The sequence below is a fragment of the Jannaschia aquimarina genome, from assembly GCF_000877395.1.
Lineage (GTDB): Bacteria > Pseudomonadota > Alphaproteobacteria > Rhodobacterales > Rhodobacteraceae > Jannaschia > Jannaschia aquimarina.
In genome coordinates this window covers 106,764-129,413 of record NZ_JYFE01000027.1, presented here as the reverse complement: position 1 = coordinate 129,413, position 22,650 = coordinate 106,764, and the positions used below count along the sequence as shown (strand labels likewise).

27 protein-coding genes are annotated in these 22,650 nt (G+C 68.1%); 5 read left to right on the top strand and 22 right to left on the bottom strand.

The window, feature by feature from the left end:
* Positions 1-48: 48 nt before the first annotated feature.
* From jaqu_RS20585 to jaqu_RS07845, 9 genes are all read right to left on the bottom strand, one after another.
* Positions 49-993, bottom strand: a complete 945-nt coding sequence (locus jaqu_RS20585) for a calcium-binding protein (protein WP_152626953.1) — start codon at positions 991-993, stop codon at positions 49-51.
* Positions 882-1,424: a hypothetical protein gene (locus tag jaqu_RS07880; protein ID WP_089268305.1), complete on the bottom strand. Its 543-nt coding sequence runs from the start codon at positions 1,422-1,424 to the stop codon at positions 882-884. The genes jaqu_RS20585 and jaqu_RS07880 overlap by 112 nt, the downstream gene beginning before the upstream one ends.
* 39 nt (positions 1,425-1,463) lie before the next feature.
* Entirely contained in the window at positions 1,464-1,772 is a 309-nt protein-coding gene (locus tag jaqu_RS07875; protein ID WP_043918402.1) for a hypothetical protein, read from the bottom strand.
* Between the two features lie 192 nt (positions 1,773-1,964).
* A complete protein-coding gene (locus jaqu_RS20580; protein WP_052500843.1) occupies positions 1,965-2,963 on the bottom strand; it encodes a calcium-binding protein in 999 nt (332 codons plus the stop codon).
* A gap of 192 nt (positions 2,964-3,155) precedes the next feature.
* Positions 3,156-3,779, bottom strand: a complete 624-nt coding sequence (locus jaqu_RS07865) for a hypothetical protein (protein ID WP_043918401.1) — start codon at positions 3,777-3,779, stop codon at positions 3,156-3,158.
* Positions 3,780-3,918: 139 nt separating this feature from the next.
* The gene (locus jaqu_RS07860; RefSeq protein WP_043918400.1) at positions 3,919-4,650 is read right to left on the bottom strand and encodes a DUF3750 domain-containing protein; all 732 of its coding nucleotides are present in this window, start codon (positions 4,648-4,650) and stop codon (positions 3,919-3,921) included.
* Between the two features lie 47 nt (positions 4,651-4,697).
* A complete protein-coding gene (locus jaqu_RS07855) occupies positions 4,698-5,783 on the bottom strand; it encodes a hypothetical protein (protein WP_043918399.1) in 1,086 nt (361 codons plus the stop codon).
* 4 nt (positions 5,784-5,787) lie between these two features.
* A complete protein-coding gene (locus jaqu_RS07850; protein WP_043918398.1) occupies positions 5,788-6,168 on the bottom strand; it encodes an HIT domain-containing protein in 381 nt (126 codons plus the stop codon).
* Positions 6,169-6,209: 41 nt separating this feature from the next.
* Entirely contained in the window at positions 6,210-6,446 is a 237-nt protein-coding gene (locus jaqu_RS07845) for a zinc-finger domain-containing protein (RefSeq protein ID WP_043918397.1), read from the bottom strand.
* Between the two features lie 131 nt (positions 6,447-6,577).
* On the opposite strand from jaqu_RS07845, the gene jaqu_RS07840 reads away from it, so the two are divergent.
* Positions 6,578-7,507, top strand: a complete 930-nt coding sequence (locus tag jaqu_RS07840) for an ABC transporter ATP-binding protein (protein WP_043918396.1) — start codon at positions 6,578-6,580, stop codon at positions 7,505-7,507.
* Between the two features lie 84 nt (positions 7,508-7,591).
* Here jaqu_RS07840 and jaqu_RS07835 read toward each other — a convergent pair whose 3' ends face one another.
* From jaqu_RS07835 to jaqu_RS07815, 5 genes are read right to left on the bottom strand one after another with little or no spacing between them, the layout of a single operon-like run.
* Entirely contained in the window at positions 7,592-8,293 is a 702-nt protein-coding gene (locus jaqu_RS07835; RefSeq protein WP_043918395.1) for an ABC transporter ATP-binding protein, read from the bottom strand.
* On the bottom strand, positions 8,290-9,045 hold the full coding sequence (locus tag jaqu_RS22445) for an ABC transporter ATP-binding protein (protein WP_043918394.1): 756 nt from the start codon (positions 9,043-9,045) through the stop codon (positions 8,290-8,292). The genes jaqu_RS07835 and jaqu_RS22445 overlap by 4 nt, the downstream gene beginning before the upstream one ends.
* Positions 9,038-10,009, bottom strand: a complete 972-nt coding sequence (locus jaqu_RS07825; RefSeq protein WP_043918393.1) for a branched-chain amino acid ABC transporter permease — start codon at positions 10,007-10,009, stop codon at positions 9,038-9,040. Before jaqu_RS07825 ends, jaqu_RS22445 begins: the two co-directional genes overlap by 8 nt.
* Positions 10,006-10,914, bottom strand: a complete 909-nt coding sequence (locus tag jaqu_RS07820) for a branched-chain amino acid ABC transporter permease (RefSeq protein WP_043918392.1) — start codon at positions 10,912-10,914, stop codon at positions 10,006-10,008. Before jaqu_RS07820 ends, jaqu_RS07825 begins: the two co-directional genes overlap by 4 nt.
* Positions 10,915-10,960: 46 nt before the next feature.
* The gene (locus jaqu_RS07815; RefSeq protein ID WP_043918391.1) at positions 10,961-12,112 is read right to left on the bottom strand and encodes an ABC transporter substrate-binding protein; all 1,152 of its coding nucleotides are present in this window, start codon (positions 12,110-12,112) and stop codon (positions 10,961-10,963) included.
* 141 nt (positions 12,113-12,253) lie between these two features.
* Between jaqu_RS07815 and jaqu_RS07810 the strand changes: the two genes are divergently transcribed.
* Together jaqu_RS07810 and kynU are read left to right on the top strand one after the other, a co-directional pair.
* Complete coding sequence (locus jaqu_RS07810) at positions 12,254-13,078, top strand: alpha/beta hydrolase (protein ID WP_043918390.1); 825 nt, start codon at positions 12,254-12,256, stop codon at positions 13,076-13,078.
* Position 13,079: 1 nt separating this feature from the next.
* Positions 13,080-14,267, top strand: a complete 1,188-nt coding sequence (kynU, locus tag jaqu_RS07805; RefSeq protein WP_043918389.1) for a kynureninase — start codon at positions 13,080-13,082, stop codon at positions 14,265-14,267.
* 3 nt (positions 14,268-14,270) lie between these two features.
* Here kynU and jaqu_RS07800 read toward each other — a convergent pair whose 3' ends face one another.
* Both jaqu_RS07800 and paaZ read right to left on the bottom strand, forming a co-directional pair.
* Positions 14,271-15,050: a PaaX family transcriptional regulator C-terminal domain-containing protein gene (locus jaqu_RS07800; protein WP_043918388.1), complete on the bottom strand. Its 780-nt coding sequence runs from the start codon at positions 15,048-15,050 to the stop codon at positions 14,271-14,273.
* Positions 15,047-17,074: a phenylacetic acid degradation bifunctional protein PaaZ gene (gene paaZ, locus jaqu_RS07795; RefSeq protein ID WP_043918387.1), complete on the bottom strand. Its 2,028-nt coding sequence runs from the start codon at positions 17,072-17,074 to the stop codon at positions 15,047-15,049. The genes jaqu_RS07800 and paaZ overlap by 4 nt, the downstream gene beginning before the upstream one ends.
* 107 nt (positions 17,075-17,181) lie before the next feature.
* Here paaZ and paaI point away from each other — a divergent pair, with 107 nt between their 5' ends.
* Both paaI and paaK read left to right on the top strand, forming a co-directional pair.
* Positions 17,182-17,616 carry a hydroxyphenylacetyl-CoA thioesterase PaaI gene (gene paaI / locus jaqu_RS07790; protein ID WP_043918424.1) on the top strand — a complete coding sequence of 145 codons (435 nt, stop codon included), beginning with the start codon at positions 17,182-17,184 and terminating at the stop codon, positions 17,614-17,616.
* Positions 17,616-18,926, top strand: a complete 1,311-nt coding sequence (gene paaK, locus jaqu_RS07785; RefSeq protein WP_043918386.1) for a phenylacetate--CoA ligase PaaK — start codon at positions 17,616-17,618, stop codon at positions 18,924-18,926. Before paaI ends, paaK begins: the two co-directional genes overlap by 1 nt.
* Positions 18,927-18,929: 3 nt before the next feature.
* Here paaK and jaqu_RS07780 read toward each other — a convergent pair whose 3' ends face one another.
* Genes jaqu_RS07780 through paaA form a run of 6 tightly spaced genes read right to left on the bottom strand, consistent with a single transcriptional unit; the run spans position 18,930 to position 22,650 of the window.
* On the bottom strand, positions 18,930-19,988 hold the full coding sequence (locus tag jaqu_RS07780; RefSeq protein WP_043918385.1) for a 2Fe-2S iron-sulfur cluster-binding protein: 1,059 nt from the start codon (positions 19,986-19,988) through the stop codon (positions 18,930-18,932).
* 9 nt (positions 19,989-19,997) lie between these two features.
* Positions 19,998-20,471 carry a 1,2-phenylacetyl-CoA epoxidase subunit PaaD gene (paaD, locus tag jaqu_RS07775; RefSeq protein ID WP_043918384.1) on the bottom strand — a complete coding sequence of 158 codons (474 nt, stop codon included), beginning with the start codon at positions 20,469-20,471 and terminating at the stop codon, positions 19,998-20,000.
* Positions 20,458-21,210 carry a 1,2-phenylacetyl-CoA epoxidase subunit PaaC gene (gene paaC / locus jaqu_RS07770; protein ID WP_043918383.1) on the bottom strand — a complete coding sequence of 251 codons (753 nt, stop codon included), beginning with the start codon at positions 21,208-21,210 and terminating at the stop codon, positions 20,458-20,460. The genes paaD and paaC overlap by 14 nt, the downstream gene beginning before the upstream one ends.
* Positions 21,207-21,545: a 1,2-phenylacetyl-CoA epoxidase subunit PaaB gene (paaB, locus tag jaqu_RS07765; RefSeq protein WP_043918382.1), complete on the bottom strand. Its 339-nt coding sequence runs from the start codon at positions 21,543-21,545 to the stop codon at positions 21,207-21,209. Before paaB ends, paaC begins: the two co-directional genes overlap by 4 nt.
* The gene (locus jaqu_RS22050) at positions 21,542-21,676 is read right to left on the bottom strand and encodes a DUF3291 domain-containing protein (protein ID WP_236687811.1); all 135 of its coding nucleotides are present in this window, start codon (positions 21,674-21,676) and stop codon (positions 21,542-21,544) included. The genes paaB and jaqu_RS22050 overlap by 4 nt, the downstream gene beginning before the upstream one ends.
* Entirely contained in the window at positions 21,673-22,650 is a 978-nt protein-coding gene (paaA, locus tag jaqu_RS07760; protein WP_043918381.1) for a 1,2-phenylacetyl-CoA epoxidase subunit PaaA, read from the bottom strand. Before paaA ends, jaqu_RS22050 begins: the two co-directional genes overlap by 4 nt.

Below are 22,650 nucleotides of genomic sequence, written 5' to 3'. Positions count from 1 at the left end.
CTGATGTTCTGACGTTCCGGGGCGGGGCGCGAACCCCGCCCCGGAACGTCAGAACATCAGCGCGTCCGTCACCTCGTCGACATCGGCACCCTTCACCAGAATGGTTCCACCGTCATACTCGATCAGCGCGCCCTTGCGGGCCTCGGTGACGGAGACATCCTCGGCGGAGGCCCCTTCGATGAGGATCGTATCGAACTCGTCGAACTTGGCGATGACGTCGCGGCCCTGGTCCTGCGTTGCGTCGAAGGAGAACGTGTCGGCGCCCTGATTGCCGATCAGCCGGTCGTCGCCCGCGCCGCCGTCCAGAGTATCGTCGCCTTTTCCGCCCTTCAGGCGGTCGTTGCCCTCACCGCCCGAGAGATCGTCGTTCCCGTTGTTGCCCTTGAGACGGTCGTCGCCCTCCAGGCCGGAGAGGACGTCATCGCCCTTCTTGCCCTTGAGGTTGTCATCCAGCGAAGACCCGGTGGCGACGTCGTCGCCCTTGGTCCCGACATAGCGGACCGGCGTTTCGGGCAGGGTCGTCTCGGCCGGCTCGCCGGAGCCTTCGACCGCGAAGGTCTGCACGAAGGTCGCGCTTCCGGAGACGTCCGTAGATTCGGCGCGATCGCTATAGGCGATGCGCACAGTGCCGTCCTCGGCCACGGAAAGGTCGATCAGCGACTGAACGCCGTCGCTCCCATCATGGACCAACATCTCTTCACCGGTCGGATTACCGTCGGCGTCGAAGGTGCGGACGAAGACGTCGTGGCTGTTGAAATCGTACCTGCCGCCGGGCGCGTCCATCTGCTGGTAGGCAACCACGAATCCTCCGTCGGGCAGCATCGCCATCTTCGCATTGACCTGCGTGCCCGACGCGTCGGAGGCGATCGAGACAGGCGCGGTCAGCGCGTTCCCCGCCACGTCGAAGAATTGCAGGAACGCGTCGCCTCCCGAATTCCGCGAGACGCCGTTCGGCATCGAATAGAGCATCGCGATGCCGCCATCGATGGCCACGATCTCCAGCGGGATCTTGAACGCCGACCTTCCGAATTCTCGACACCGGCACCGAAATCGTACTCGCCGCCGACGAAGTTGCCCTCGGCGTCGATCTTTTGCGCGCGAAGATTGTTGTCTCCGAACCGCGCGTCGTTCGTCATCCAGACCGCGAGGACGGAGCCGTCGGAGAGTTCGACCAGTTCCTCGAACTGCTGGTGGTCCCGCTCGTCGGTGTTGAGCTGGAACTCGGCGCCGACGCGCGCCCCACCGGCATCGAAGCAGCTGGCCTCGATCTCGAGGCCGGTCCCGTCGTTCAGCATCACGCTGTCATAGGTCACGATGAATCCGCCATCGGACAAGGTGACAATCTCGGGTGGGCTGGACACCCTGTAGGTCGGTCCGTCGCTGAGACGGACCGGCTCGGTCAGGGACGACAGGTCGGGGCCCATGATCACGCCATCATAAGAATACCAGCCGTCGGTGCGTTGCTAGTCCGTCTGGGACCAGGTGACGAGAAGATTGCCGTTTTCCAACTCGGTGATCCGGGGGCTGGACCGCACGAAGCCGGCCTCCCATCCCGCGTCGCGGCCTTCGGGCAGATCCGCGACAACGATCGGCTTGCCCGTCGGTTCGTCAGCGGCGCCGAAGCGCTGGAGCCCAATGGTCCCGTCCCCGGTCGTGAATGCGACGAGGAAGCCGCCGTCTCCGTCGGCGTGAAGGTCGATCTGGGGCCAGCCGTTCTCTCCGATCACGCCCGTGCCGTCGAGGGCGGTGCTCCGAATCTGGTCGAGTGCCATAATGGGTTCTCCTGCATTCAAGTGGTGCGAAATTGCACCGGCTGCGGGGGGCCATCTCGGCGGGTTGCGGGTTCGGATGTTGCGGATTGGTGTCGCTGAGCGACCAATTGTGGCGGTTCAGCGTCGGCTGTCCGCGAGAGCGCGATGACACGGAGGGGCGGCGCCATCGCGCGCCGCCCGCCCTCGAGCGGATCAGAAGAGGTCCGGCTGCTCGAAGATGAGGGCGTCCGTGACCGCGTCGACGTCGGCCCGCTCCACGAAGATGGTGCCACCGTCATATTCGACCAGCGCGCCTCTCGCGGCGTCGGTGACGGAGACGCTCTGGGCAGTGGCGCCGAGGATCAGGATCTCGTCGAGCGCGTCGAACTTTCCGATCGTGTCGGCGCCCTGATCCAGGGCCGCATCGAAGACGAACGTGTCGGCGCCCTGGTTGCCCACGAGACGGTCGTTCCCGGCCCCGCCGTCGAGCGTGTCGTCGCCCCGGCCGCCCTTGAGCCGGTCATTGCCAGCGCCGCCGGACACGTCGTCATCGTCCTTGTTGCCCATCAGGCTGTCGTTGCCGTTCCCGCCGATCATCGTGTCGTCACCGTTGCCGCCCGACAGGGTGTCCGCGCCGCCGCCACCGTCCAGATGGTCATTGCCGCCATTGCCCTTGAGGAAGTCGTCGCCGAGCAGGCCGTATACGACGTCGTCGCCCTTCTTACCCTTGATGACATCATCGGTGAGGTCACCCGACACCACGTCGTCGCCGCGCGTGCCGACGTAATCGACGGCGCTGATGGCGAGGGTTTCGACGAAGACCCGCACTTCAGCGTCCGGGTCGGCGTGCGGATCCTCGCTGTAGACGACACGCAGTGTGCCGTCCTCGCTGACGACCAGATCCTGAAGACGGTGGCTGACGCTCGGGTCCGGTGCGTTCACCATGACTTCCGGCCCCATCGGGGTGCCATCCGCATCGAACCGGCGGATGACGATATTCAATTCGTCGGACGGGGACGGTGCCGGAACGTAGTCCTCGAACGCGACCACGAAACTACCGTCAGGCAATCGGGCGGATTTTGCGTTCCAGTAGATATCATACTCGCCTTGAGCGACCGTGACCGGCGCATTCAATGGCTGGCCCGACAGATCGAATGACTGCAGGACAAGTTCCCTATCATCGTCACGGCCCGGTATGCGCCAATAGAGCATCGCGACGCCGCCATCGACGGCGAAAAGCTCCAGCGGCAGGCCGCCAGACGTATCAGGGTTCGCAAAGATATCCGCGGGAAAGGCGAACTCCTCTCCGACGAACTGACCCTCTGCGTCGATGAGGCGGCCGTGTAGCGTCTTTACGCTGACAGGATATTCAGCGTTGTCTTGAAGGACGTCCTGCTCTCCGAACTATATAGCGAGCGAGCGTCCCTCCGGTAACTCCACGATCTGTTCACGTCCACCGAGGGCGGCGCCGGGATCATCATCGATTTCCACCTCGGATCCGATCGGTCGGCCCTCGGCGTCGAAGCGCCGAACGGCAATCGACATGTCCTCAAGGGGACCGGAAGGAGAAAGAACCAGCACGCCGCCATCCCCGGTCGGTGCGAAGTCGATAGGGGCAAAGAGCGTCTGAGACGTGTTTTCGATCAGCATGAATGGGTTCGACACCGCCGCAAGGTCGGGATCGAGGATCACGCCGTGGATCGAAAAAGGATCCGCATCAATCTGCGTCCAGTGAACAAGAACGTTCCCGTTCTCAAGTTCGACGATCCTGGCCTCCTGGACAACGCCTGAAGGGAATTCGCCGTTGTACTCGACGAGATCCGTCGCAACGAGGACGAGGTCGCCTTCGGGATCGCCGTTCTCGTCTAGCCGCTGTATGTAGATGCTCTTGTAATCGGTCTGCGCCAGGAGGAAGCCGTCCCCGCCCCCATCGCCGACATCCAAGTCCCAATCGTAATAGGGCGGAAAGAACCAAGGTCCGCTATTGGTCTCGTCGATCGTGACGGTACGAACGTGCTCTATTCCCACGGGTGTCTCTCCGGCTTGCAGGTCAGGCCCGTGGATCCAGTCGAAAACTGTCTACAATATGTCGAAAACCCGCGACGCGGATGGCTGCAATGCGGATTTGCGAATTCGTCGGACAGACCGACGCGAAGGCGAGCGCGCCCTAAACCCCGACCCGTCCGATGCCCGGAAGCTTGAGGGCGGGGCGCAGGATGTCGATGCCGAGGGTCTGGCCCAGAAGGTGAAGCTCCACCCCTGTTCGGGGACCGGCCGAGAGCCCGGCAAGGCCCCAGGCCGAGACATGCATGTCGCCACCCGCATCGCGGGTCCAGTTCAGCCCCTCGCCCAGCCACGCCCGGCCGACGGCATGGGGCGGCAGGGTGACGCCCAGTTCGGGGACCTGCCGCAAGAGATGCTCCACGAAGGTGTTCGAGTTCGGCCCGGGGAACATGCGATAGCTGCCGCGCCCGTTCGGGTAGTCGTCCACGGCCGCCTGGAGGCGGGGGATCAGCGCCTCGGCCCGATCGCCGGAGACGGTGCCGATGATGGTGGGCGCGTTCGAATACCACCGCGCATCCGGCGCATAGGCGTCTCGGCGCACGGGCGTGCCCCAGCCCACGACGTCGTAGCGCCGCCACGGACCCTGCGCCGTCTTCCAGACGATCCAGCTATGGACCGACACCGCGCCCTTGGCCCCGCCCGTCCGCGCGGCCATGACATGGATGCGCGCCTCGGGGATCTGGGCGGCGGCCGGCAACAGCCCCGACGCACCCCAATCGGCCTGCCGCCAAGAGGCCGGGCGATCCTGGACGGACCACCAGCCGGACGCCGCCAGAAGCGGGACGAGGAACATCAGGATCAGGGCGAGCATCGTGCGGCGAAGAAAGCGGAGCATGGCGCCGTGATATAGTCAGCCGCCGCTCGGGCGGAAGGGGCGCGCGATCACGGCGCCGCGAGGCGGATGGCCCGCCCGTCCGGGTCGAGCCGGACACCGCCCCGAAACTCGCGGGCGAAGTCGCGGCAATCCTGGGGATAGCGCGCCGGGCCGTCCGGGAACGTGTCGCGCATGCCCGCATTCACGGCCGCCACCGTCCCGGCATCGAGCAGGGGCCGCACGTCGTCGCGGCAGGCGAAGAAATAGGCATCGGCCCGGTCGTTCTGCGTCGGGCTACCCATCGCGGCCCGCAAGAGCGTCTGATCGAAGGGGTGGTCCAACAGCAGGTCGGCCGTCCTCTGCGCCGCCGCTTCGAAGAAGCCGGTCCGGTCCGGACGATCGACGAGCGCGGCGATCGTCGCAGTGGGGCGGCGCCCCTCGGGCGGCGGCGGGGGGCCGCCGTAAGGGGTTGCGCCGCCCCAACTGTCGAACCTGTCCACCACGAGGCCATCGGACACGCGGGTGAGGGTGTAGTGCACGTACCACCAGTCGGAGAAGCCGGGGATGTCGCGCTGCTCACCCGACAGGATGTGGTCGGCCTCGGACCGATCCACCGGCTCTCCCAGCACGCAGATCCCGAGCGGCGCGGAGATCATGAACCCTCTCACGACGTCCCAATGCTGGTGGGACGCGAAACAGGCCGGGTCCGCGACGCGCAGGGTGAAGCGGCTGACCGGCTCTGTCCCGAGTTCGAAGAAGTCGAGCGTTCCGTCCGCCAGCCGGTCGGCCAAGGGGAGGCCGCATTCCAGAAACGAGTTCCCCCTCGCGCCGTTCACGCCCCAGAGCGCATAGGCGACGCGGCACGGATTGGGGACCCAGACGCTGCGCCCCTCGAAGGGCAGGGCCTGCGCCGCGTAGCCCGGGTTCTGCGCGAAGAAGACCGCATCGTTGACCGCCGCGACGGCATGGCGCGCGAGGAACGCCGCGCCTGCCGCCGCGATCAGGCCGGGGACGACAAGCGCGGATCGCGACGCGCCCCAAACCAGAAGGACCACGAATACCAAGGCGGCGACGATCGCGACGGCGCCGACGCCCAGATCCAGGAAGAACGGCCCGAAATCGTAGCCGCCGATTGCCTCCAGCGGCAGGATCACCGCTCTATCCGGCCTTCTGGAGCATCCGGCCCAGGGGGCGGCCGCCGATCAGGTGGAGGTGGAAATGGGGCACTTCCTGCACGCCGGCCTCGCCCGCATTCGTGATGGCGCGGAAGCCGTCGCCCGTGTCGGGCGAGATACCCTTGTCGGCGCAGATGCGGGCGACGGTGCGGGCGAAATCGGTGATCTCGGCATCGCTGGCATTGGCGTAGAAGTCGTCCATCGTCACATAGGCGCCCTTGGGGATCACCAGCACGTGGACGGGGGCCTGGGGCGTGATGTCCTCGAAGGCGAGGGTGTGCTCGGTCTCGGCGACGGTGGTGTTCGGGATCTCGCCGCGGAGGATCTTCGCGAACACGTTCTGGTCGTCGTAGGTGTAGGGCATGGGGCCTCCGGGATGGCTGGGATCGGGTCGGGAGGGCGGCGTCAGCCGTCGTCGCCGGTCGCCCCGGCCGCGTCCTCGTGGCCTTCGAGCACGAAGCGCTTGTCGCAATAGCCGCAATCGACGAAGCCGATATTCGGGTCGATGGACAGCCAGACGCGGGGATGGCCCAGCGCCCCGCCCGCCCCGTCGCAGGCTACACGCAGGGTGGTGACCACTTCGGTCTCGGGCGGAGGCAGGTCGGTCTGGCGGCTGGGATAGCGGGGGGTTCCGGTGGTCATCGGGCGCTCGCGGGTCTGGATCGGGGTCCCGTCGCTTATCCGACGGGCCCGGCCCCGAGGGCAAGGCCCCGCGCGCATTGCCGTACACGTCCGGGGCCGTTAGGTCCGGCCCAACGCCGGAGGGAGGCCGCATGTCGAACGCCATCGAGATCGAAGGGCTGCGCAAGGTCTATGCAGGCGACGGCCGCACGCCCGAGAAGGTGGCGCTGAAGGGGCTGGACCTGACCATCCCGACCGGCAGTATCTTCGGCCTGCTGGGTCCGAACGGGGCGGGGAAGTCGACCACGATCAACATCATGGCCGGTCTGGTGCGCAAGACGGCCGGAAAGGTGCGGATCTGGGGATTCGATCAGGATGTGAATCCGCGGCAGTCCCGCGCCGCCATCGGCGTGATGCCGCAGGAGTTGAACCTCGACCCGTTCTTCACGCCCGAGGGCGCGCTGGAGGTTCAGGCGGGGCTCTATGGCGTGCCCAAGCGGGACAGGCGGACGGCAGAAATCCTCGATCTGGTCGGGCTGACTGACAAGGCGGACGCTTATGCGCGCACCCTGTCGGGGGGGATGCGGCGGCGCCTGCTGCTGGCCAAGGCGCTGGTGCATCATCCGCAGATCCTCGTGCTGGACGAGCCGACGGCGGGCGTGGATATCGAATTGCGGCAGATGCTGTGGCGGAACGTGCGGCGCCTGAACCAAGAGCGGGGGATGACGATCATCCTGACGACGCACTACCTGGAGGAAGCCCAGGAGATGTGCGACGAGATCGCCATCATCGGCGAGGGCGAACTGATCGTCCGCGACCGGACCGAGAACCTGCTGAACCGCCTGGACGGCAAGACGCTGGTCGTGATGCCCGACGCAGATCCCGGAGAGTTCGCGGTGCCCCAGGGGGTCGACGTCGCGCGGCGCCCGGACGGATCCATCGCGCTGACCTATTCCAAGAGCAAGACCAGCGCGTCCGAAGTGCTGGCAGCGGTGAACGCGGCCGGCGTGGGCATCGACGACGTCCGCACGGAGGAGCCCGATCTGGAGGACGTGTTCGTCGCGCTGACGCATCGGGATTAGCCGCGCGGCATCGGCCGTTATCGTTTCACACGGGAAAGACACCTCTAGACGAGCGGCTTCGATCGCTTTCCGAGGGGACCTGCCCTAGCTCTCCACGCCCACCCCGATATGGCGGTGCGCGATCTCGTCGGTCAGGTCGCCGATCGGTCCGTCCCAGACATTGCATCCGCGCGACAGGACGACGGCATGGTCGGCGATCGGGGCGAGTTCCCGCAGGGACTTGTCCACGATCAGAAGGCCCAGCCCGCCTTCATGCTTGAGCGTGCGGATGGCGGACCAGATCTCGGCCCGGACGAGGGGGGCCAGCCCTTCGGTCGCCTCATCCAGGATCAGGAGGCGCGGGTTCGTCATCAGCGCGCGGCCGATGGCGAGCATCTGCTGCTCGCCGCCCGACAGGGTTCCGGCGAGTTGCCCGCGCCGTTCGCCCAGTCTGGGAAACAGGTCGCGGACCCGTTCCTCGGTCCAGGGACCGGGTCGGGCGGCAAGGGTCAGGTTCTGCGCGACGCTGAGGCCCGCGAAGCAGCGGCGCCCCTCGGGCACGAGGCCCAGGCCCAGCCGGGCGGCGCGGTGGGCGGGCAGGTCGGCCAGCGACGTGCCGGCAAAGCGGATCTCGCCGGAGCGGTGGGGGAGCAACCGACAGATCGCCTTGATCGTGGTCGACTTGCCCGCGCCGTTGCGGCCCAGAAGCGCCGTCGCGCCCCGCGCCTCGACCCCCAGCGAGACGCCGAACAGCGCCTGGACCGGGCCGTAGGCCGCCGTGAGGTCGTGCACGGACAAGAGCTTCACGCCGGCACCTCGTCACCCAGATAGGCGGCGCGGACCTGGGGATCGGCACGGATCTCGTCCGGCGTGCCGGTGGCCAGGATCCGGCCATAGACCAGCACCGAGATGCGGTCGGCGAGCGCGAAGACCGCGTCCATGTCGTGTTCGACCAGCAGGATCGGCGCCTCGTCCCGCAGGTCCGACAGCAGCGCCGTCAGTTCGGCCGCGCCTTCCTGCCCCAGCCCGGCCATGGGCTCGTCCAGCAGAAAGGCCCGGGGCCGCAACGCCAGCGCCATGGCAAGCTCCAGGCGCCGCCGCTCACCGTGGGCGAGCGAGCGGGCGGGCACGTTCAGCCGGTCCGACAGATGGGTGCGGGCGGCGTGGGCGCGGGCCTCCTCGGTCAGCGCCCGCTTGCCAAAGGCGTGGCCGAAGGGCCGAAACGCGGTTCGGTCCCGCCCATGGAGCGCAAGCATCACGTTTTCCACTACCGAATAGTCCGGCACCACGGCCGAGACCTGAAAGCTGCGCCCCAGACCCAGCCGGGCGCGGGCGACGGTGTCCAGCGCGGTCACGTCCCGGCCCAGAAAGCGGATGGACCCGGCATCGGGGCGCAGGCCGCCCGCGATCTGCGCGATCAGGGTCGATTTGCCGGCGCCGTTGGGGCCGATCAGGGCGTGGATCTCTCCGGCATGGAGGTCCAGCGACACATCCGAGCAGGCCTCGATGGCGCCGAACCGCTTGGTCAGCCCGGTGACGGAGAGGACGGGATCAGCCACGGCGCGCCTCTCGGGTCAGGGCGCCGGTGATCCCACCGCGCGCGAAAAGCACGATCAGCAACAGAAGGACGCCCAGCCAGATGTGCCAGTAATCCGAAAGGCCGCCCAGCAGCTCTTCCAGCGCGACGAAGACCAGCGCGCCGACGACCGGGCCCATCAGCCGCGCGACGCCGCCCAGGATGACGAAGATCATGATCTCGCCCGAGATCGTCCAGGAGAACATGGCCGGGCTCACGTAGCGGTTCAGGTCGGCGAACAGGGCGCCCGCAAGCGCCGTGATCGCCCCCGAAACCACGAAGGCCGCCAGCCGCAGGCGCCGCGGCGAGATGCCCACCGTCTCGACCCGAGCGGGCGATTGGCGCACCGCGTTCAGCGCCAGCCCGAAAGGCGAGCGGTCGATCATGCGCACCAGCAGCAGAACGAGCGTCAGCACCGCGAAGGACAGCCCGAAGAAGTGGAGCGGGTCGAGCGTGTTCAGCCCCGGAAAGCCGCCGCGCACGTAGATCGACATGCCGTCCTCGCCGCCATAGGCGGACCAGGTGACGGCGAAGTAGTAGAACATCTGCCCGAAGGCCAAGGTGATCATGATGAAGTAGGCGCCCGAGGTCCTGAGCGACAGCGCCCCGATCACCAGCGCGGCCAGGGCGCCCGCGACGATGGCGACGGACCAGGTGACGGGCATGGACTGGGTGCCCTCGATCAGGCCGAAGAGCGGCGTGTAGGTCTGGGCATGGGTGGCGAGGATACCGACCGCATAGCCGCCCACCCCGAAGAAGGCCGCGTGCCCGAAGCTGATCAACCCGCCATTGCCCAGCGCGAGGTTCAGCCCGACGCCCGCGATGGCGAAGATCGCCGCCCGCGCGGCGAGGGTCAGCCAGTAGGTCTCGCCCAGCGCCTCGGCCAGCAGGGCGAAGGCCAGCAGGCCGCCCCAGACGGCCCAGTTGAAGACGCGCTCGGGGATCACGCCGGGCGGCCCATCAGGCCCTGCGGCCGCACGATCAGCACCAACGCCATGAGGATGTAGATCAGCATCGAGGCCAGCACCTGTCCCGCATCCGGCGCCCCCGTCAGCCGGGTCGAGGCCAGCGGCAGGAGGAACGCGCCCAGCGTCTGCGTCAGGCCCACGAGGATCGCGCCGACCAGCGCGCCCTGCACCGATCCGATGCCGCCGATCACGATGACGACGAAGGCGGTGATGAGGACCGGCTCTCCCATCCCGACCTCCACGGATTGGAGCGTTCCGACCAGCGCGCCCGACAGCCCCGCCAGCGCCGCGCCCAGCGCGAAGACCAGCGTGTACAGCCGCGAGATGTCGACGCCGAGCGCGGACACCATCTCTCGGTCGGCGGCGCCTGCCTGGATGCGGATGCCCACCCGCGTGCGCGTGATCAGGAGCCAGAGGCCCAGCGCCACCGCGAGGCCCGCGCCGATCAGGACCAGGCGGAACAGGGGGTATTCGATCCCCCCGGGCAAAGTGACCGGCCCCGACAGGGGGGGCGGGATCGTCAGGTAGAGCGGGAAGGATCCGAAGACCGCCCGCGTGCCCTCGGAGAAGATCAGGATCAGCGCGAAGGTGGCGAGCACCTGGTCGAGATGGTCGCGGGCATAGAGGCGCCGCAGGATCAGCGTCTCGATTAGGACGCCCGCCGCGGCGGCCGCGGCGAGACTGGCCACCAGCGCCAGCAAATAGGATCCGGTCTGCGCCGCAACCCAGGCGGCCGCGAAGGCGCCGACCATGTAGAGCGATCCGTGGGCGAGGTTGATCAGCCCCATGACGCCGAAGACCAGCGTCAGGCCGGCCGCCATCAGGAACAGCATCACGCCCAGTTGGAGCCCGTTCAGAAGCTGTTCGATCAGGAGCAGGGTCATCGGGCGGCATCCGGTGGCCGGGGCGCGGACGCCCCGGCCGAAATAGTCACATCTCGCACTCGGCGGCGTAGGCGTCGGCGTGATCGGTCAGCGCGGTTCCGGTGATCTGGTTGATCAGCTCTCCGTCCTTCTCGACCACCTCGCGGACGTAGTAATCCTGGATCGGATGGTGGTTCGTGTTGAACCGGAAATCGCCGCGGGTCGAGGCGAAGTCGGCCTCGCGCAGGGCCGCGCGGAAGGCCTCTGCCTCCGAGACCGGCGCCTTGTCCAGCGCCGAGAGGATCAGGTTGGCCGTGTCGAAGCCTTGGCTGGCATACATCGAGGGGATGCGGCCGTATTTCTCGCGGAAGGCGGCGACGAAGGCGACGTTGGCCTCGTTGTCGAGGTCGGGGCTCCACTGGGCGGTGTTGGGCACGCCCAGCGCGGCCTCGCCCACAGCGCCGACGATGGTCTGGTCGAAGCTGAAGGCCGGTCCGACCAACGGGATGTCCACGCCGCTATCGGCATATTGCTTGAGGAAGGCGATCCCCATGCCGCCGGGCAGGAAGAAGAACACGCTGTCCGCACCGCTGGCGCGGATCTGCGCGATCTCGGAGGCGTAGTCGGTCTGACCGAGCTTGGTCAGAACCTCCTGCGCGGGCTCGCCCTCGAAGGTGCGCTTGTAGCCGTTGATCGCGTCGATCCCGGCCGGGTAGTTCGGCGCCATCACGAAAGTGTTCTCGTAGCCCAGCGCATTGGCATGGGCGCCCGCAGCCTCGTGGACGTTGTCGTTCTGCCAGGCGACGTTGAAGTAGTTCTCGTGGCAGCCGCGCCCGGCCAATGCGGATGGCCCGGCATTGGGCGAGAGGTAGAACTTGCCCTGCTGCACCGCCGAAGGCACGACGGCCATGGCGAGGTTCGAGAAGATGATGCCCGTCAGGATGTCCACCTCGTCGGACTGGATCATCCGGTCGGCCAGACGCACGGCGACGTCGGGCTTGCGCTGATCGTCCTCGACGATGACCTCGATATCGTCGCGGCCCGATTGCTCGATCGCCAGAAGGAAGCCGTCGCGCACGTCCACGCCAAGCCCGGCACCGCCGCCCGACAGGGTGGAGATCATGCCGATCTTGGCGCCGTTCGAATGAGCATCGGCCAGGGCCGCGCCGGTCGCCGCGACCGACAGGGCCAGGGCCGTCAGAATGGATTTGGTGGTCATGGTCGTCTCCCTCGCTCCGGGGGCCGTGCCGTTCCCTGCGGTGCGGTCTCTCCCGATCCCCGAAGGCGTAGCGGCAGGGAACGGGCGGGTCCAGAGGCGGACGCGGGTGACGCGCGCACCGGGCTGCGCTATCGCGGGACGATGATCGACGCATATCGCAGCAGCGCCGCCCGCGACTGGGACGCCGAATTCGCCAACATGGCCTTCGTGCCAGGTGCAGACGCCTTGCCCGACCGATGGGCGACGGACGCCGCCACCTACCGGGAACGGGTGGCGGTGGAAGAGGTGGCTTATGGCGACGGCCCGCGAGAGCGGTTGGACCTGATCCGGCCGGAGGGGCCACCGCGCGGACTCGCCGTCTTCGTCCATGGCGGCTACTGGATGAAATTCGACAAGTCGCTCTGGACTCATTTCGCCGAGGGTGCGCGGGTGCGGAGCTGGGCGGTCGCACTGCCCAGCTATCCGCTGGCGCCCGAAGTCCGCATCCGGGACATCACGCAGGCGATCGGGCGGGCGGTGGCGCGCGCGGTCGCGCTTGCGGACGGACCGATCCGACTGGCGGGCCATTCGGCCGGCGGGCATCTAGTCGCGCGGATGATCTGCGCGGACACGCCGCTGCCCGCAGAGGTGCGCGAGCGGATCGGGCATACGCTCTCGATCAGCGGGCTGCACGATCTGGCACCGCTGCGGAACGCCGCGCTGAACGAGACCCTGCGTCTGGACGAGGCCGAGGCGCGCGCCGAGAGCGCGGTGGTCCACGACCCCCTACCCGGTACGCGCCTGACGGCCTGGGTCGGCGGAGGAGAGCGGCCGGAATTCCTGCGCCAGTCGCGCCTTCTGGCGCTGGCCTGGGGCGGACGCGAGGCCGACGCGGCCTGCATGGTCGACGGCTCGCACGACCATTTCTCGGTGATCGAGGGGCTGCGGGATCCGGACAGCCCGATCACGAACGCCTTCGTCGGCTGAGATGGAGATCTGTCGCAAGCACCTCTTCGAGCTGCCCGATGGGCTGATCTACATGGACGGCAACTCGCTGGGCCCCCTGCCCCGTGCCGTGCCCGAGGCCGTCGCCCATGTCGTCCGGGGCGAATGGGGGGCGCATCTCATCGGCGGTTGGAATGCGGATGGCTGGATGGACCAGCCGCGCCACGTCGGCGACCTGATCGCGCCGCTGATCGGGGCGCCGGCGGGCAGCGTGACCATGGGCGACACGCTGTCGATCAAGGTGCACCAGGCGCTTTCGGCGGCGCTGGAGATGCGGCCCGACCGGCGGTTGATCCTGTCGGACGAGGGCAATTTCCCGACGGACCTCTACATGGCGCAGGGGCTGATCCGGCAGTTGGGCAAGGGTCATGAGCTGCGGCTCGTCCCGCCCGACGCCGTCGAGGCGGCCATCGACGAGACGGTGGCGGCGGTGATGCTGACGCAGGTCGATTACCGCACCGGCCGGATGCACGACATGGCGCGGCTGACGCGGGCGGCGCAGGCGGCGGGCGCGGTCACTATCTGGGATCTGGCCCACAGCGCGGGCGCCGTCCCAGTGGACGTCGCGGGATGCGGGGCGGAGTTCGCCATCGGCTGCACCTACAAGTACCTCAACGGAGGGCCCGGCGCGCCCGCCTTCATCCATGTCCGGCCCGATCTGGCGGACACGATCCGCCCCGCGCTGGCCGGGTGGCTGGGCCATGCGGCGCCGTTCGACTTCGACCCGGCCTATCGCCCCGCGCCTGGCGTGGCTCGCATGCGCGTGGGCACGCCGCCGGTGCTGCAGATGACCGCGCTTCAGGTTGCAATGGCGGTCTGGGACGGCGTGGAAATGGGCGCGCTGCGCGACCGCTCCGTCGCCTTGTCCGAGCGGTTCATCGCCGGGGTGGAGGCCACCTGCCCCGGTCTGACCCTCGCCAGCCCGCGCGAAGCCGCGCAGCGCGGCAGCCAGGTCTCGTTCCGGTTCGAGCATGGCTATGCGGCGATGCAGGCCCTGATCGCGCGCGGCGTGGTCGGCGATTTCCGCGCGCCCGACATCATGCGGTTCGGGATCACGCCGCTCTATCTGGACGAGAGCGACGTGGATCGCGCGATTGCTGTGCTGGCAGACGTCATGGAGCGGCGGCTCTGGGACGACCCGGTCCATCGCAGGCGTCAGGCGGTGACCTGACGGTCAGGCGGCCTCGGCCAGCTTTTCGGGTGCCGGCGGATCGAGCCGCGCGAGCAGACCAGACACGCGCCGCCGGCATTCGGGCCCCCGCCAATCGTCCGGCAGGACATGATCCGGCAGGTGCGGCGCCTTCAGCGCGATCCGGCGCCATTCGTGGACGATCAGCATCCGCAGGGCGGCGACCTGTAGCGGTGTCAGCGTGGCGTCGGCGGGCAGACCCTCGGCCGTCATGCGCAACAACCGTTCGAGCCGCGCGGCCGCCGCGATCAGGTCGGGTGGGCAGAGCCGGTCGGAGAGCCAGCCCGGCACCGCGTCGTCAAGCGGCAGAACCAGCAGATCCGCCCGACCCGGGTCGCTGGGCGCAACGGAGAGGTTCGGGCCGACGCGCATGGCACCGTCGATCCGGACCGAATCGGAGGCGTCGCCGATCAGCAGCCATGCCCGCTGCGCATCGGGTGCGGTCGCATAGATGCGCGGGCTGGCCTCGGCACTCGCGCTGCGACCGAGGGCGGTCAGCTGGTGGCTGCTGTTGCGTCCGACGCGGTGGCTCTCGATCCAGCCATCGGCGCGCAGGCGGTGGAGTGCGACGCGGACCGCTTCGGGGCGGATGCCGACGCGCCCCAGAACCGCGCGGAGGACCGCGCCCTCGATCCGCGCGCCGTCGTGCTGCGCCAGATCGCCGAACAGCGTCACCAGCAGCGACCAGACGCGGGGCGGCCCGGCCTCGAACCACGGGGCCAGCAGCCGGTCGAAGGCCGCCTCGGAGAGCGCGCGCCCGCTCACCCGCGGGCGACCATGGTCAGAAGCTCGTACTCCGCGACGGCTTCGTCCTCCTGGTCGGTGACGGTGACGTGCCAGCGGACCTCGCCGTATTCGTCGTTGCGCGGCGTCTTGTGTTTGACGGTCAGGCGCACGCGGATGGCGCTGCCCGGCTCGACCGGTTTGAGGAAGGCCAGCCCGTCGAGCCCGGTATTCGCCAGAACGGGCCCCTCGGCCGGCTCGACGAAAAGCCCTGCTGCAAAGCTGAGCAGCAGATAGCCATGGGCCACGCGACCCGGGAAGAACGGGTTCCGGGCGGCCGCCTCGTCATCCATGTGGGCGTAGAAGCGGTCGCCCGTGAACTCGGCGAAATGCTCGATATCCTCTGAGGTGACGGTCCGGGGTTCGGTATGGATCGTCTCGCCGATCTGCAACGCGTCGAACGTTCGGGTGAAAGGATGGGCCGGGCCTTGGATCTCGCGCGCGCCGGGGACCCACCGGCCGCCGATCGCCGTCAGCATGTCGGGCGATCCCTGCACCGCGGTGCGCTGCATGTAGTGCATGACGCCCCGGATGCCGCCCATCTCTTCCCCGCCGCCGGCGCGACCGGGGCCGCCATGGACCATGTGCGGCAGAGGAGAGCCGTGGCCCGTCGCCTCGCCCATCGAGCTGCGGTCGTTGAAATAGAGCCGTCCGTGATACGCGCCCGCGCCCATCACCACGTCGCGGGCGACCTGCGGATCGTGGGTGATGACCGAGGCGACGAGGCTACCCTCGCCCCGGTTCACCAGAGCGATGGCATGGTCGAGATCGCGGTAGCCCATCACCGTGGCCACCGGGCCGAACGCCTCCGTGTCGTGGATGCGGGCGGCAGCATCGGGATCGGCACAATGGAACAGCATCGGCGGCAGGAACGCGCCCGCCTTCGCGTCGGCGCCGTGGACCTCGAAGGCGTCGGGGTCGCCCGCCACGCGCTCTGCCTCCGCACCGATGACGGCGACCTTGTCCAGCACGTCGCGCCGCTGGGCGTTCGAGACCAGCGCGCCCATTCGTATCGCGGGGTCGCGCGGGTCGCCGATCACGGTCTTCGCCAGCCTGCCACGCAACGCGTCGATCACGGCGTCGACCCTGCCCGCAGGCGCGAGGATCCGGCGGATGGCGGTGCATTTCTGGCCCGCCTTGGCCGTCATCTCGCGCTGGACCTCCTTGACGAAGAGATCGAATTCGGGCGTTCCCGGTTCGGCGTCGGGGCCCAGGATCGAGGCGTTCAGGCTGTCCTGCTCGGCCACAAAACGGGTCGCGTTCCGCAAGAGGTTCGGCGCGGATCGCAGCTTGAGCGCGGTGTACGCCGAGCCCGTGAAGCTGACCACGTCCTGCGGGCCGAGCCGGTCCAGCATGTCACCCAGCCCGCCGGAGACGAGTTGCAGCGCGCCGTCGGGCAGGATGCCGCTGTCGAGGATGATCCGCACCGCCCGCTCGGCCACGTAGCAGGTGGCGGTCGCGGGCTTCACGATGGCGGGCACGCCGGCCAGAAGGGTCGGCGCCAGCTTTTCCAGCATCCCCCAGACAGGAAAGTTGAACGCGTTGATGTGGACGGCCACGCCGCGCAGGGGGGTGCAGACATGCTGACCCAGGAAGGTGCCGTCGCGGGACAGACGCTCCAGCCCGCCATCGAGATAGACCTGGGCGTCCGGCATCTCGCGCCGCCCCTTCGAGGCGAAGACGAACATCGTGCCGATGCCGCCGTCGATGTCGATCAGGTGGTCCTTCTGCGTGGCGCCCGTATGGAAGCTGAGATCGTAGAGCGGTTGCTTGTGCTCTCCCAGATGCAAAGCCAGCGCCTTCAGCATCCGCGCCCGGTCATGGAATGTCAGCGCGCGCAGGGCCGGGCCGCCGACGCGGCGGGCATGGTCCAGCATCGCCTCGGCCTCGACCTGCGCCTGTCCGGCCCGCGCCATGACCTGCCCCGTCACGGCATCCTCGATGGGTCGGGCGCCGTCATCGGGGGCCAGCCACCGCCCGGCCGCGAAACTCTGGATGTCGAGCATGTCTCCCCCTCCCTGGTTCCGGGCCTCTGGACATTTGACCGGCCCGTCGGTCCGTGCAAGCGTCGTTACAGGTTACGGGAGGAGCCGGGGAAATGGTAACGGATTCGATCACGCCGGCCGAACGGGCGCGGCGGTCGGCCCAGACCATGTGGGAAAGCGACGCGGCCTCGCACTGGTTGGGGATGGAACTGGTCGAGGTCGAGGAGGGCCGCGCCGTCCTGTCGCTGCCGGTGCAGGCGCATCATTGCAATGGGCACGGCATCTGCCATGGCGGCGTCACCTTCGCGCTGGCCGACAGCGCCTTCGCCTTTGCCTGCAACAGCCGCAACCGCGTGACCGTGGCCCAGCACAACGCGATCACCTACCTGGCCCCGGCCCATAAGGGCGACGTGCTGACCGCCGTGGCGGTCGAGATTGCGCTGACCGGGCGCAGCGGCATCTGCGACGTGCGGGTCGTCGACCAGACCGGCCGCGCCATCGCCGAGTTCCGCGGAAATTCCCGCGCCATCGGAGGAACCCTGTTCGACGAGGAGGAGCAGTGATGCAGGATCTCAGCCCCAAGCCCGGCGATCTGGAACCGATCGAGACCGCCTCGCTGGACGAATTGCGCGCGCTGCAACTCGACCGCCTGCGTCGCTCGCTGCGCCATGCCTACGAGAACGTGGATCTCTATCGCCGCCGCTTCGACGAGGCGGGCGTGCATCCAGACGACCTGCGGGAGCTTTCGGATCTGGCCCGCTTTCCGTTCACGCAGAAATCCGACCTGCGCGACGCCTATCCGTTCGGGCTGTTCGCCGTCCCGCGCGAACGGATTGTGCGGGTCCACGCCTCCTCGGGCACCACGGGCAAGCCGACGGTCGTGGGCTACACCAAGGCCGATATCGAGATGTGGTCCGACGTCATGGCCCGGTCGCTGCGGGCGGCGGGGCTTCGGGCGGGGGACATGGTCCACAATGCCTATGGCTACGGCCTCTTCACCGGAGGTCTGGGCGCCCATTACGGGATCGAGCGGCTGGGCGGCACGGTCGTTCCCATGGGCGGCGGCCAGACCGAACGGCAGATCGCGCTGATCGCCGACTTCCGTCCCAAGGGTATCCTGGTGACGCCGTCCTACATGCTGAACGTGCTCGAGGCGCATCTGGCCGCCGGGATCGACCCGCGGGAGACGTCGCTGCAGGTGGGCGTCTTCGGCGCCGAGCCCTGGACCGACTCGATGCGGAAGCGGATCGAGGACGCGTTCGACATGCATGCCGTCGACATCTACGGCCTGTCCGAGATCATCGGCCCCGGCGTCGCCAACGAATGCGTCGAGACGAAGGACGGCCTGCATATCTGGGAGGACCATTTCTACCCCGAGATCATCGACCCCGAAACGGGCGAGGTACTCGACGACGGCGAGGAAGGGGAACTGGTCTTCACCACGCTGACCCGCGAGGGGATGCCGATGATCCGTTACCGGACCCGCGACCTGACGCGGCTGATGCCCGGCACCGCGCGCACGATGCGCCGCATGGAGAAGATCACGGGACGGTCGGACGACATGATCATCCTGCGCGGTGTGAACGTCTTCCCGACGCAGATCGAGGAACAGGTCCTCGCAACTCCCGGACTGGCACCGCATTTCCAGATCGAGCTGGTCTCGGACGGTCCGATGGCCTCGATGCGCGTGCTGGTGGAAGCGTCGCCCAACGAGGCCGACGCCCCGTCCCGCGCGGCGGCGCAGGCCGAACTGGCGAACCGGATCAAGACGATGGTCGGCGTGACCGCCGAGGTGCAGGTCGGCGGACCGGACAGCGTCGCCCGCTCGCAGGGAAAGGCGATCCGGGTGGTGGACCGGCGCGACCGGTCCTGAGCGTCAGTGCTGGTCGTAATCCACGGCCACGCGATCGGTGACGGGAAAGGACTGGCAGGACAGGACGAAACCCTTGGCCACCTCGTCGTCCTCCAGCGCGTGGTTGGCGATCATCTCGACCTCGCCCTCGATAACGCGGCACTTGCAGGTGGAACAGACCCCGGCCCGGCACGAATAGGGCGCGTCGATGGATTGCTCCAGCGCGGCCTCCAATACGGTCCGGTCGCGCCGCGTCTCGAAGGCCTGGGTCGTCCCGTCCAGCGTCACGGCCAGCCGGGTCTCGGCCTCCGCCTCGTCCGCGCTGATGGCCGGCCGCTCCAGCCGCCCGGGCTGACCGGAGGCGAAGAGTTCGTACTTGATGCGATCCTCCGGCAGGCCGTGCGCCTTGAGCGCCTCGGCGATGGCCAGCATCATCGGTTCGGGTCCGCAGATGAAGGCGGTATCGACGCTGCCGATATCGACCCAGCGCTCGAACAGGGCATTGCATTTCGCCCCGTCCACGCGGCCCTGGAACAGCTCGATCTCCTGCCCTTCCTCGAGCACGTGGATCAGGCTGAGACGGCCGAGGTAAAGGTTCTTCAGGTCCTCGAGTTCCTCGCGGAACATGATCGTGGGCGCGCCGCGATTGGCGTAGATCAGGGTGACCTGCGAGCGCGGCTCCTCGGCGAGGACGGTGCGGATGATCGACAGGACGGGCGTGATCCCGGACCCGCCCGCGAAACAGAGGTAGTGGCGCGCGCGGTCCGGCTCGAGCGGAACATGGAAGCGGCCCTGGGGCTCCATCGCCTCGAGTATGTCGCCGGGGCGCAGATCCTCGTTGGCCCAGGTGGAGAAGGCGCCGCCCACCACCTTCTTGATGCCCACCTGCAAGTCCTTCGATCCGCGCCCGACGCAGATGGAATAGCTGCGCCGGATCTCGGTCCCGTCAAAATCTCGGCGGAATGTCAGGTACTGGCCCTGCGTGAAGTCGAAATCGCCCTCCTCCGGGCGAAGGGTCACGACGACGGCGTCCCGGATCGTCTTGCGGACATCCGTCACCGTCAGAGGATGGAAGCGGGCCATCGGGGCGCCTCAGATGCACTTGAAGTAGTCGAAGGGTTCCAGACAGGAATCGCAGCGCCAGTGCGCCTTGCAGGGCGTCGAGCCGAACTGGCTGACCCGCGTCACCGTCTTGGCGCCACAATGGGGACAGGCCTCGGGTCCGCCGGCGGGCGACGGCGGCGCAATGCCGTACGCCGCCAGCTTGTCGCGGCCCTTGTCGCTCAGCCAGTCGGTCGTCCAGGGCGGCGCGATGCGGGTCGCGATGCGCAGCCGGTCGATCCCACGGTCGCGCAGCGCAGTCTCGATCTCCATCGCGATGACGCTGGTTGCGGGGCAGCCGGAATAGGTGGGGGTCACCGTCACGACCAATTCGTCGCCGTCCCAGGCAACGTCCCGAACGATCCCCAGATCGACGACGGATATGACCGGGATCTCCGGATCGGGCACGGCGTCGAGCCATTCCCACACATCCGCGACGCGGGGCTTGAGGTCACCAGCGCGCATCGGGATAGGCCCTCGGGAGCCACTGCATCTGCGCCAGCAGGTGGCCCAGATGCTCGCTATGGCGCTTGCCGGACCGCCCACCGGTCTGGGTGAAGTCGCTTTCCGGACGGGTCAGCGTCGCCTCGGCGAGGGTCGCGTCCACGGCCACATCCCATGGCGCGCGCAGATCGGCCGGCTCCGGCGCGATCCCGGCTTCGGCCAGTTCCGCGTCGATGGCATCGCTCTCGAACATCTCGCCCGCATAGGGCCACAGCCGGTCGAGCGCGGCCTGCATCCTGCCGTGGCTTTCCTCTGTCCCGTCGCCCAACGCGATCACCGTCCCGGAGGATCTCTCCAGGTGGTAGCGCACCTCCTTGACGGCCTTGGCGGCGATTGCCGCAACCCGATCGTCCGCGCTGTCGCAGAGGCGTTCGAGTTGCAGGACGTGGAACTGATCGAAGAGCCATTGCCGCATCGTCGTCTGGCCGAAATCGCCGTTCGGCTGCTCGACCAGCAGAAGGTTGCGGAAATCCCAGACGTCGCGGCGCATGGCCAGATCGTCCGCGTCCCGCACGGCGCCCTCCACCTCGGTGGCGAGACCCAGCCACATCTGCGTCTGACCGATCAGGTCGAGCGCGACATTGGCCAGCGCGATATCCTCTTCGAGGGCGGGCGCGTGACCGCACCATTCGCCGAGCCGCTGACCCAGGATCAGCGTGCTGTCGCCCTGACGGCACAGGAATTCGAACAGCGCGCTCACATCGGCCCCACATCGTCGGGAATGTCGAAGAAGCCGGGATGGCGGTAGACCTTGCTTTCGGACGGCTCGTAAAGCGGGCCCTTGTCGGACGGGCTGGAGGCCGCGATGCGCGACGCCTCGACCACCCAGATGCTGACGCCCTCGTTGCGGCGCGTGTAAACGTCGCGCGCGTTGCGGATCGCCGTTTCGGCGTCGGGCGCATGCAGGCTGCCGACATGGCGGTGACTCATACCGTGCTGTCCCCGGATGAAGATCTCCCACAGGGGCCACTCGGCCTTGGTCTTGCCGTCCGGCACCTCGGTGCCCGGATAGGGGGTCGAAGCATGGTTGCTCATGGAGTCACTCCGCAGCCAGGGGCGGGCAGCGCCTCGGCAAAGGGCGTCACCACTGGCGAGTCGATCGGCGCCTTCAGACGGGCGACGTTCACCTCGGCCAAACGCCATGACGGATCGGGTGCGGCGATCATTCCGCCGCCACCTTCGCCGCCCGCCGTTTGGCGGCATGGGCCATCATGCCCTCACGGACCCAAGCGCCGTCGTCCCAGGCGCGGTTGCGCGCCTCCAACCGCTCCCGGTTGCAAGGGCCGTTGCCGCGAAGGACGTCGTGGAATTCGGACCAGTCGGGTTCGGTGAAGTCGTAGCCGCCCTTCTCCTCGTTCCAGGCCAGGTCGGGGTCCGGCACGGTGAGGCCCAGATATTCGGCCTGCGGCACGGTCTGATCCACGAACTTCTGGCGTAGCTCGTCATTCGTGTTCATCTTGATCCGCCACTTCATCGACTGGGCGGAATGGACGCTGTCCTTGTCGGACGGGCCGAACATCATCAGCGACGGGTACCAGAAGCGATCCAGCGCGTCCTGCGCCATCCGTCTCTGCGCCTCGGTCCCCTTGGCCATCTGCATCATGATGTGGAAGCCCTGCCGCTGGTGGAACGACTCCTCCTTGCAGATGCGCACCATGGCGCGGGCATAGGGCCCGTAGGAGGTGCGTTGCAGAGGCACCTGGTTCATGATCGCCGCCCCGTCGACCAGCCAGCCGACGGCGCCCATATCCGCCCAGGTCAGGGTCGGGTAGTTGAAGATCGACGAATACTTCATCCGCCCGTCCAGCAGCATCTCGGTCAACTCGTCCCGGCTGACGCCCAGCGTCTCGGCGGCGCCGTAGAGGTACAGGCCATGACCCGCCTCGTCCTGCACCTTGGCCAGAAGGATCGCCTTCCGCTCCAGCGAGGGCGCGCGGGTGATCCAATTGCCTTCGGGCAGTTGGCCCACGATCTCGGAATGGGCGTGCTGGCCGATCTGGCGGATGAGGGTCTTCCGATAGCCCTCGGGCATCCAGTCCTTGGGCTCGATCTTCTCGCCCGCGTCGATCCGGGCCTGGAAGGCGGCCAGCTTTTCGGGATCGTCGCCCGTCGCCTCGGATTTGATCATCTGAGCGTACAT

Bases quoted from the DNA above. Each gene is read 5' to 3' on its own strand.
- jaqu_RS07880 (WP_089268305.1), bottom strand. From the start codon at position 1,424: ATGGGCCCCGACCTGTCGTCCCTGACCGAGCCGGTCCGTCTCAGCGAC.
- jaqu_RS07840 (WP_043918396.1), top strand. From the start codon at position 6,578: ATGTCGAACGCCATCGAGATCGAAGGGCTGCGCAAGGTCTATGCAGGC.
- jaqu_RS07815 (WP_043918391.1), bottom strand. From the start codon at position 12,112: ATGACCACCAAATCCATTCTGACGGCCCTGGCCCTGTCGGTCGCGGCG.
- jaqu_RS07845 (WP_043918397.1), bottom strand. From the start codon at position 6,446: ATGACCACCGGAACCCCCCGCTATCCCAGCCGCCAGACCGACCTGCCT.
- paaB (WP_043918382.1), bottom strand. From the start codon at position 21,545: ATGAGCAACCATGCTTCGACCCCCTATCCGGGCACCGAGGTGCCGGAC.
- paaK (WP_043918386.1), top strand. From the start codon at position 17,616: ATGCAGGATCTCAGCCCCAAGCCCGGCGATCTGGAACCGATCGAGACC.
- jaqu_RS07820 (WP_043918392.1), bottom strand. From the start codon at position 10,914: ATGACCCTGCTCCTGATCGAACAGCTTCTGAACGGGCTCCAACTGGGC.
- jaqu_RS07875 (WP_043918402.1), bottom strand. From the start codon at position 1,772: ATGGCACTCGACCAGATTCGGAGCACCGCCCTCGACGGCACGGGCGTG.
- paaA (WP_043918381.1), bottom strand. From the start codon at position 22,650: ATGTACGCTCAGATGATCAAATCCGAGGCGACGGGCGACGATCCCGAA.
- jaqu_RS07860 (WP_043918400.1), bottom strand. From the start codon at position 4,650: ATGCTCCGCTTTCTTCGCCGCACGATGCTCGCCCTGATCCTGATGTTC.
- jaqu_RS07850 (WP_043918398.1), bottom strand. From the start codon at position 6,168: ATGCCCTACACCTACGACGACCAGAACGTGTTCGCGAAGATCCTCCGC.
- jaqu_RS20580 (WP_052500843.1), bottom strand. From the start codon at position 2,963: ATGCTCTATTGGCGCATACCGGGCCGTGACGATGATAGGGAACTTGTC.
- jaqu_RS07810 (WP_043918390.1), top strand. From the start codon at position 12,254: ATGATCGACGCATATCGCAGCAGCGCCGCCCGCGACTGGGACGCCGAA.
- jaqu_RS22050 (WP_236687811.1), bottom strand. From the start codon at position 21,676: ATGATCGCCGCACCCGATCCGTCATGGCGTTTGGCCGAGGTGAACGTC.
- jaqu_RS07780 (WP_043918385.1), bottom strand. From the start codon at position 19,988: ATGGCCCGCTTCCATCCTCTGACGGTGACGGATGTCCGCAAGACGATC.
- paaD (WP_043918384.1), bottom strand. From the start codon at position 20,471: ATGCGCGCTGGTGACCTCAAGCCCCGCGTCGCGGATGTGTGGGAATGG.
- paaZ (WP_043918387.1), bottom strand. From the start codon at position 17,074: ATGCTCGACATCCAGAGTTTCGCGGCCGGGCGGTGGCTGGCCCCCGAT.
- kynU (WP_043918389.1), top strand. From the start codon at position 13,080: ATGGAGATCTGTCGCAAGCACCTCTTCGAGCTGCCCGATGGGCTGATC.